The sequence below is a fragment of the Thalassospira sp. MCCC 1A01428 genome (assembly GCF_002115825.1).
Lineage (GTDB): Bacteria > Pseudomonadota > Alphaproteobacteria > Rhodospirillales > Thalassospiraceae > Thalassospira.
The window spans coordinates 1-8,438 of the sequence record NZ_JFJZ01000085.1 but is presented as its reverse complement, the minus strand read 5'-3'; the positions used below and the strand labels follow the sequence as shown (position 1 = coordinate 8,438).

The window sequence follows — 8,438 nt, the reverse complement described above, 5'->3', positions numbered from 1 at the left end:
CCTTTCGCGGCACTGGCCGCACGGCGTCGCGCTTATCAAATTGTCGAGGAGTTCCTGTCATCGGCAATTGGTATTAGCCCAGATAAATCTGGCTTGACGGGTAACGAATGCGCGGTGGCATTCGGGTGGCCAGGAAAAAACCCAGCGTAAGCGGGCCAACCCGGCCAATAAACATGGTGATGATGATAATGGTGCGGCCCAGTGTATCAAGCTCGGTGGTAATGCCGCGTGACAGGCCAACAGTTCCAAAGGCCGAAGCAACCTCGAACATCAGGTCAAGAAAATCGCCGTCATGGGAAATGGTAATTAAAAACAGGGCGGCGGCCACAATCAGCATGCTGATCATGGTAAGTGCCAGAACCTTCAGGACTTCTTCCAGGCCGATGGCGCGGCCAAAGGCATGAAGTTGCTGACGACGTTTAAAAAACGCCACCGTTGCCAGCAACAAAACAATAAAGGTCGTGACCTTGATACCGCCTGCCGTTGATGTGCTGCCCCCGCCGATCAGCATCAATAAAATAAAGGTCAGGGTCGTGCTGTCATGCATCCCGGCAATATTAATTGTGTTAAACCCTGCTGTACGGGTTGTGGTGCCCTGAAACCAGCTGATCTGTAATTTATCAAAAATACTGGCGATATGGCCCAGTGTGGCAGGATTATTCCATTCCAGAATGGCAAATGATGCAACAGACCACAAGATCAGGGCTGCGCTGCCACTAAGCATTAATTTGCTGTGTAGGGAAAACTTTTGCCAGTGACGCACATAATAAATGTCGGACAGCACGCTAAAACCCAGCCCACCAATCAGCAACAAACCAGGCACAGTCAAATTGATCAGCGGGTTGGTGGCATAGCGGGTTAAGCTATCGGGAAACAGGGAAAAACCGGCATTGTTAAAGGCGGAAACAGCATGAAACAATGCCTGCCAAATGCCTTCGGACCAGCCCGCATCGGGGACAAACACAAATGACAGCAAAATGGCCCCGATCAGCTCGCACAGTAAAACAACCCGCAAAATAACCTTCACCAGCCGGATTAGGTCCGCGACGGAGGTCTGGTTTAAATCCTCGCGCAAATAGGTGCGGTGTGGAATATCAATTGGCAGGCCCAGCACCGAAAGTACCAGTGCTGCAAAGGTCATTAACCCCAGCCCGCCCAGCTGGATCAGCACCAGAACCACAATTTGGCCGAACAAATTAAAATGACTGCCCACATTCACAACGGACAGGCCGGTAACCGTCACGGCCGATGTGGCGGTAAACAGGGCATCTGACCATGCCAAAGGCTGCGAAACGCCGGGAACCTTCAACAGGCAGGTGCCCATAATGATCAATATGGCATAGGTTGCTGCCAGCACCGCCGGCGGCGGGACACGAAACTTTTTCGATGATATTTGCGGCAGCGAAATTTGCATGGGCAGGAACTATAACCTTAAATTCGGGGGCGGCCTATTATAACGGGCGGCAAATATAGTTACGAAACCGTAATGGACGGATGTGCTGTTATTAGCACCAGGGCCGGCTTGTCAAAATGGTCTATAGCCGAAAGGAAGACCGAACATGTCCAGGTGTTTGCGGGTTTTAAACCGGCTGGTTACCCGTTTTATAACCCGTCGCCAAACAGGCGCAATTCATCCCGGCGACCCAGGACCATCATTTTATCGTCCTTTTTCAGACGAATATCCCCTTCGCAGCCCAGATATTCGCTGCCACGCATCACGCCAAGGCAGCGGGTTTCGTGTTTTTCACCGATTTTAAGATCGCTTAGGGGGGTGTCTTCCAGTTCTTCGGGGACGTTGATATTGATGACATGGAAATTGTTGCCAAGGCTTAGATAGTCGCGGACAACCGGGTTATGCAGCATTTGTGCAATATGCTGCCCCATTTCCTGTTCCGGCAGGATGACGCGATCTGCGTCCATTTTGCTAAGGATGCGATGGTGGGTTTTACTAAGCGCTTTAACCCATACCGTTTTAATGCCCAGCAACTTTACATTCATTGTACATAAAATATTGGCTTCCAGGTCTTCGCCAATTGCGACAACGGCCACATCGTAGTGGTCAGCACCTGCCTGGCGCAGGGCTTCTTCATCACGTCCGTCGGCAATAACGGCCTCGGCCACTGTATTGGCAAGGTCGCTGACGTTTTTTTCATTCACATCAATGCCTAAAACACGGTTGCCAAACCGGGCCAGTTCGGTGGCAATGGTGCCCCCAAAAGTCCCCAGGCCAATAATGACAAAGCTGCGTTTTATCTTGTCTTTTTTTTGCGCCATGAAATGGACCATCCCGGTTTTAAGGTAATATGCGCCAATGTCGGCGTGACGAAAAAGAACAGGCAATAAACCGTGTGATGTGATCACCCGTGGGTTTCACAGTCAACGTTGGGCTTGTGCGCTTGTTCCGCCCGCCATGCACAGGCCGGGGCGTAAGGTGGGTTTAGCGGTGGCGGGTTTGCACCCTAATCAAACAGGCTGGCAGCGGCAGCTTGTTGTGCCGGGTCTGCCAGGTTGCCAACACGGCGCAAAAAACTGTGTTTTTCTTCATAATAGCGTTTTCCAAGGTCGGCAAAGCTGGTTACGGCGACCTTGGTATTGATATGAAATTCGCGTTTGGGCACTTTGGTGGCCTGTTCCGCCCCGATCAGGTTGGCAAGGTCGGCATCGATCACGTCGGCAACCCCGTCCAGTTCGATACGGTTTTTCAGGCTGTGCAGGAATTTACGAAAGGCGGGGTGGCGGCGCATAAAGGCCGGTTCGGTCAGCAAAAAGTCATTGGCGGCAAAGTCCGGTGCATTATCCACTACAAATTCGCGACATAGATGGTCGGTGGCAAAGCACATGGGGCCGAAAATGAAATTGCGATAGATATCTTCCTTAAGCTGCCAGAATTTATCCAGGCGCTGAAGCGATTCGTCATCCAGCTTTACCGCCGCTTCAAGCAGCAGCCGCGGATGGCAATGTACATAGTGCGGATGCACATATGTTTTTGTGCGGCTGATCCCTTCGAGTGTATCGATATTGACCGGGCCGGTAAAAAGGGTGGCATGCGGGTGGTCGGATTTTTTTGACAAAATCGCAATCACGGCCTCGGGGTCCACATTGTGCTTTTCCAGCAAATGGCGCACCGATAAATCCAGGTCCACTTCACCCATAATGATTTTGTTGGTTAACTGATGGTGGTTCAGGTTAAAGCGCCGGGCAAATTCGGGTTCCAGCGTGTGCGAAAATGGCCCGTGCCCAATATCGTGCAGCAGGGCCGCCGCGCCCAAAAGGTCGCGGTCAGCCTCCGGCAGGCCGTTTAACCGGCAATATTGCTGCGATAGCAAAGCAACACCAATGCTGTGGTCATAGCGGGAATGACGAATATTGGCCGGTTTGCCGTTGGGATGAAACAGATAGTCGATCGCGCCGAGAAACGAAATTTCGCGCAACCGTTCAAACGCGTGCGATGCGATCAGGCGTTTGTGTAACGGGCGGTCAAAGGCCGAGCTGATCTGTGCGCGTTTGAAATGATAACTATATTGCGGCGCATTGGGAAAAAGCTGGTTCCATTCGCGGATGTCTTCGGCGTTAAAGTCGCTGTCAAACAGGTCCTGGGCGATCGGAGTTTGCGGTGCCGGGGGCAGGGCGGGCGAATCCTTGCGGGGCGCTGCCGGTTTTGGCGTGGCGCGCGGTGCAAAAAGATCCAGCTGCGGTTTGACACTCATTCTGATACTAACTGCGTCGATTTTTGATCAAGGTAACGGCAATGGCAGACATAGCCCGATTTCCCCCTTATGTCATTGCGGATTTTCCGAAAATCATCGAAACTGCCCCCAAGGTCAGGACCTGTTAATATGACCGTAATTGTTTTAAAAGCCCGCCTAAACGCGCACAAAATATAAATGGATGATTGGTTGTAATTACGTGACAGGGGTTAGGTCCACATACCGTAAGGCATGTCGGCGTCTTCGTCGTTTAACGATGAAACAGGACCCGTTTGTCATGTCTAAATTATGGCGATTTTCTGCGTTTTCAGCGAGTTATGCAATTTTTTTTGACATCATGCTGCCCGGCATTTCCCGTGCGCAGGCGCAAAGCACCACCTTGCAGGGGAACCCTGAAATTACGGTTCCTGCCGGTGGGTTCCTTTCGGCGCTGGGCGATCTTGGCGTGCGGGATTTAACCGTAATTGGTCTGGCGACATTGGGCGGGGCGGCAATTGCCGGGGCCATCGGCTGGCGGCTGGCTGTGCGGATGCGCCGCCATCTTGAGGAAGCTGAAGACCTCGAATCGCAAATGGAAGACACGGCTGCGCTGTTTACCCATTTGTTTTATGCGGCCCCGGACCCGGTTTATTATTGGGCCCATAAGGGATTTGTCGATGGGGGCAGCCCGGCCCTGATGCGCAGTTTCAACCTGGCCGTGGATGCGCGTTTTCCCGATTTGCTGGAACAATTGCGCGAAGAAGATGCCCGTACGCTGCAAGACCGGGTACGAACCCTGAAATCCAGCCATGAACGGTTTGAAATATGGGTTGGTGCGGTGGATGGCCGCAAATTTCATGTTACGGGCACAGTTGCAAGGCGGGATCGCAAATCGTCGGTGCTGGGCCATGCTGTGTGGTTTCGTGATGAAACCCGCCATACCCGCGAACGCGAAAGCCAGATTGGCGATTTTGCCGCCCTTCGCCACGATGTGTCCAGCCTGCGCCATGTGATGGACGAATTGCCATTTCCGGTGTGGCGGCGCGATAGCGACCTGAACCTGGTGGATTGTAATGCCGCCTATGTCGAGGCGGTTGAACAAAAAAATGCTGCCGATGTTATCAGCGCTGGCAGTGAATTAGGGGCGGGTGTGATCCCTGATCATGGCAGGGCGCTGGCGGCGTCTGCCCTTCGCAATCATGAAACCACAACACGGGATTACCACGTTGTCATGTTGGGGGACCGGCGTTTGCTGCGTATTACCGAATCCCCGGTTTTACAGGGCGACGATGTCGGCGGTATGGTGGGTTTTGCCATTGATTGCACCGATCTTGAGGAAAAACAGGCTGATCTTTCGCGCCATGTCCGCGCCCATGCCGAGGTTCTGGAAAATCTGGGTACGGCCATTGCCATTTTTGGCGGTAACAAACGGCTGATTTTCTTTAATGCGGCTTTTGCTGCGCTGTGGGATCTCGACGAAGAATGGTTGCTGGGCGAACCTGCCCTGGAAGATTTGCTGCGCCGTTTGCGCGATGAACGTAAATTGCCCGAGGTCACCGACTTTGGCCAGTTCCGCGATCAGGAAAACCAGCGTTTCACCGATCTTTTAAAGCCGGTTGAAGATCTTTTGCATTTGCCAAGCGGCGTAACATTGCGCCGGTTCGTCTCGCCGCATCCGTTTGGCGGGCTGATGTTTGCCTATGAAGATGTTACCGACAAACTGGTTCTGGAAAGCAGTTATAACACCCTGATTGCGGTTCAGCGTGAAACGCTGGAAAACCTGCATGAAGCGGTGGGTGTCATTAGCGGCGATGGTCGCCTGCGTCTGTATAATCATGGTTTTGGCGATATGTGGGCGCTCGATGATGTGTTTTTGGCGGCCGCCCCGCATTTATCCGATGTTATTGAAAAATCGCGCGATTTCTGGTCTGTCCCTGGTGACTGGGGCAAGTTTAAAAGCCGGATGGTGGCGCGCATTACCAACCACGAACCGATGTCGGGACGCTTGGAACGCAGCGATGGCAGTATCATCGATTTTGCTGTGGTGCCCTTGCCCGACGGGGCGGTGATGATGTCCTATCTGGATGTTACCGACAGCATTCGGGTTGAACGCGCCCTGCGCGAACGGAACGAGGCCTTGCGCACCGCCGATCAGATGAAGTCTGACTTTATTTCGACTGTATCACGCGAACTGACCCGCCCGCTGGACCATATTAACGGGCTGGCCGACCGGATGTTGCCGCATCTGCACGGTAATGTATCGCAATCGGTGGAAATTATCCGTACCGAAGCCCAAAGTATGCTGGCCCTGGTCGATGATATGCGCGACCTGGCGACTCTTGGGTCTGGTCAGGTTGCACTGGAGCTTGATACCGTTGATCCGCGCCGGTTGTTGCGTTCGCTTGAAGCATTGACGCGGGCGCGTCTGGCGGAATTGAATGTGTCGTTGCGGCTGTATTGTTCGCGTAATATCGGCTGGATGGTGGCCGATGAACGCCGGTTGAAACAGGCGTTGTTTATTCTGGTGACCAATGTTCTGCGTACCGCACCCGAAGGCAGCGAAGTTTCGGTTGTGGCGCGGCGACGTGGCGATGATATCGACATTACGATTGGCCTGACCGACGAAACACCGCAACCGATGCTGTTTGAAGGCTTGCGTGACGGCGAACCGGCATCGGCACGGCGCGCTTTGGGTATGGCGATGGTCCGCGCTGTGGTCGAAATTCATGGTGGACGGGTCAAAATCAGTCGCGATGGTCGTGAAATTTCCTGCATTCTTCCGGCGGGCGAAGAAAGTGACCTTGGGTAAGAACCCGGCGGTGAATACATCCCTAAACACAATAAAGCCGCCGTTCCGAGAGGGAACAGGCGGCTTTGTTATTTGGTAAGTGGCGTCGCTGCCCTCAGGCAGTCACGCGAAACGGCACCTCATCCCCGGCCATGCAGGCATCGATATTATCAAGCGCACGGGTGCCCATTGCGGTGCGGGTTTCGGCGGTGGCCGATCCCAGGTGGGGCAGTAAAAACGTGTTGGGCAAATTGCGATAGGCGGGCGCAATATTGGGCTCGCCTGCAAATACATCCAGCCCGGCCGCCGCCAGAGGGCCCGATTTAAGGGCGGTAATCAAATCGGTATCATTGACCACATCGCCGCGTGCCGTGTTGATCAGGATGGCCCCCTTGGGCAGTTTTTGCAGCAAAGTGGTATTGACCATGCCCCGTGTTTCGGCGGTGGAGGGACAATGCAACGACAGGAACTGGCAATGGGGCAGCAAGGCATCGATGCTGTCATGATAGGTGGCACCATTTCCTGATCAGCGGGCAGGCGTGTGCGGTTAAAATAATGGACTTCCATATCAAATCCGCGTGCCCGTTTGGCTACGGCCTGGCCGATGCGACCCATACCGATAATGCCCAGTTTTTTGCCGGTTACCTGTGTGCCGATCATGTGCGTGGGCCGCCATCCGCGCCAGCTGGCGGTGCGAATTTCGGCTTCACCTTCACCGGCACGGCGGGCTGCCCCTAAAATCAGCAGCCATGCAATATCGGCGGTGGCATCGGTTAAAACGCCCGGTGTGTTGCCAATGATCACGCCTTTTTGGGCGGCGGCGGCCAGCTCGATATGGTCGGTCCCCACCGAAAAGGTGGCGATTATTTTAACTCTGGCGGGCAGGGCCTGGAAAAAATCGCGATCAATCGGGTCGCCGACTGAAACCAGTATCGCATCTGCATCCTGTGCCAGCGCCAGAATTTCTTCGCGGGTAAGCGGATTGTCGTTTTCGTTAAGGCGCACATCATAGCTTTCATGGGCGCGGGTTTCGATATCGGCAGGCAGGCGGCGGGTAATGGCAAGAACCGGTTTCATCTTTTCAATCCAGATCATTGGCAGGTATCGACGGTCAGAGTATCGGCGGAACTGCTTTAGAACAATTGATGCATCGCCAGGCGAATGCCGATAACCGTAATTGTCAGTGATAACAGGAAATCCAGCATGACAATGGCGACGGCGTTAAACACGGGCACAGACAGGGTTATCATCACGATGTAACCGCCATAAACCATCATGGCGACGACGGAAATCAGGGCAAATCCGCCCGCCCCCAGGCCGGGAAACGCGGTGCCCAGCAACAGCGCCAGCAAATAGACCCCCATTTGCAGCACGCTTGACCAGTTATAAACCGTAATAAACGCAATATAGCGTGACTGACGTTCCAGCACGGCGGTGATGTGATGCATCACCAAGGGAAAAGCCAGCCATTTGATAACAAAGGCAATGGTTTCAATGCTGAGATAGCGCACCACTGGAAAATCATCGGGTGCGCTGCCCAGATCGTGCCAGCGCAACAGGGCAAAGGCCGGGAAAACAATGACGGCGGCGATAAAAGATCGCCAGAAGCCGTTAATTGTAAAATTAAAATAGCCCACGCCACGCGCATCGCCGTGGGCAATGCGCCATGTGCCATACAGGGCGCGCAGGGTTTCGGTGGCGATAGTCATGGTAGCGACTGATTTCCGGTTTTGGGCCAACGATATGGCCGTTTTCAAGATTGCATCCAACATAGGGCGTTTTGATCCCGGTTGGAAAGAGGCAGGCTGTGAAATATAACCGGTCAGGCTTTACACATATGCTGTTTGAGCGGAATGTAGCGACGATGCGCAGATATCTTCGCCATAAAAAATGACGGGCCTTTTGCAAGGAACCCGCCATTTTCATTACATTCCGGTGTTGGCACCTAGGCTCAGGACTCATTA

At 53.6% G+C, this 8,438-nt stretch carries 7 protein-coding genes; 1 reads left to right on the top strand and 6 read right to left on the bottom strand.

Annotated elements, in window-relative coordinates:
* Nucleotides 1-73: 73 nt before the first annotated feature.
* The 3 genes from THS27_RS25310 to THS27_RS25300 all read right to left on the bottom strand — a co-directional run bounded on the left by THS27_RS25310 (nucleotide 74) and on the right by THS27_RS25300 (nucleotide 3,707).
* Nucleotides 74-1,414 carry a TrkH family potassium uptake protein gene (locus tag THS27_RS25310; RefSeq protein ID WP_085595665.1) on the bottom strand — a complete coding sequence of 447 codons (1,341 nt, stop codon included), beginning with the start codon at nucleotides 1,412-1,414 and terminating at the stop codon, nucleotides 74-76.
* 188 nt (nucleotides 1,415-1,602) lie between these two features.
* On the bottom strand, nucleotides 1,603-2,274 hold the full coding sequence (locus tag THS27_RS25305) for a TrkA family potassium uptake protein (RefSeq protein ID WP_085595671.1): 672 nt from the start codon (nucleotides 2,272-2,274) through the stop codon (nucleotides 1,603-1,605).
* A gap of 185 nt (nucleotides 2,275-2,459) precedes the next feature.
* A complete protein-coding gene (locus tag THS27_RS25300; RefSeq protein ID WP_085595663.1) occupies nucleotides 2,460-3,707 on the bottom strand; it encodes an HD domain-containing protein in 1,248 nt (415 codons plus the stop codon).
* A 529-nt stretch (nucleotides 3,708-4,236) separates the two neighbouring features.
* On the opposite strand from THS27_RS25300, the gene THS27_RS25295 reads away from it, so the two are divergent.
* Entirely contained in the window at nucleotides 4,237-6,495 is a 2,259-nt protein-coding gene (locus THS27_RS25295; RefSeq protein WP_371456310.1) for a PAS-domain containing protein, read from the top strand.
* 94 nt (nucleotides 6,496-6,589) lie between these two features.
* On the opposite strand, the gene THS27_RS27795 is transcribed toward THS27_RS25295, so the two are convergent.
* Genes THS27_RS27795 through THS27_RS25285 form a run of 3 tightly spaced genes read right to left on the bottom strand, consistent with a single transcriptional unit; the run spans nucleotide 6,590 to nucleotide 8,183 of the window.
* Nucleotides 6,590-6,934, bottom strand: a complete 345-nt coding sequence (locus THS27_RS27795; protein WP_371456307.1) for an NAD(P)-dependent oxidoreductase — start codon at nucleotides 6,932-6,934, stop codon at nucleotides 6,590-6,592.
* On the bottom strand, nucleotides 6,853-7,551 hold the full coding sequence (locus THS27_RS25290; protein WP_371456305.1) for an NAD(P)-dependent oxidoreductase: 699 nt from the start codon (nucleotides 7,549-7,551) through the stop codon (nucleotides 6,853-6,855). Before THS27_RS25290 ends, THS27_RS27795 begins: the two co-directional genes overlap by 82 nt.
* Before the next feature lie 56 nt (nucleotides 7,552-7,607).
* The gene (locus tag THS27_RS25285; RefSeq protein ID WP_085595667.1) at nucleotides 7,608-8,183 is read right to left on the bottom strand and encodes a hypothetical protein; all 576 of its coding nucleotides are present in this window, start codon (nucleotides 8,181-8,183) and stop codon (nucleotides 7,608-7,610) included.
* Nucleotides 8,184-8,438: the final 255 nt, after the last annotated feature.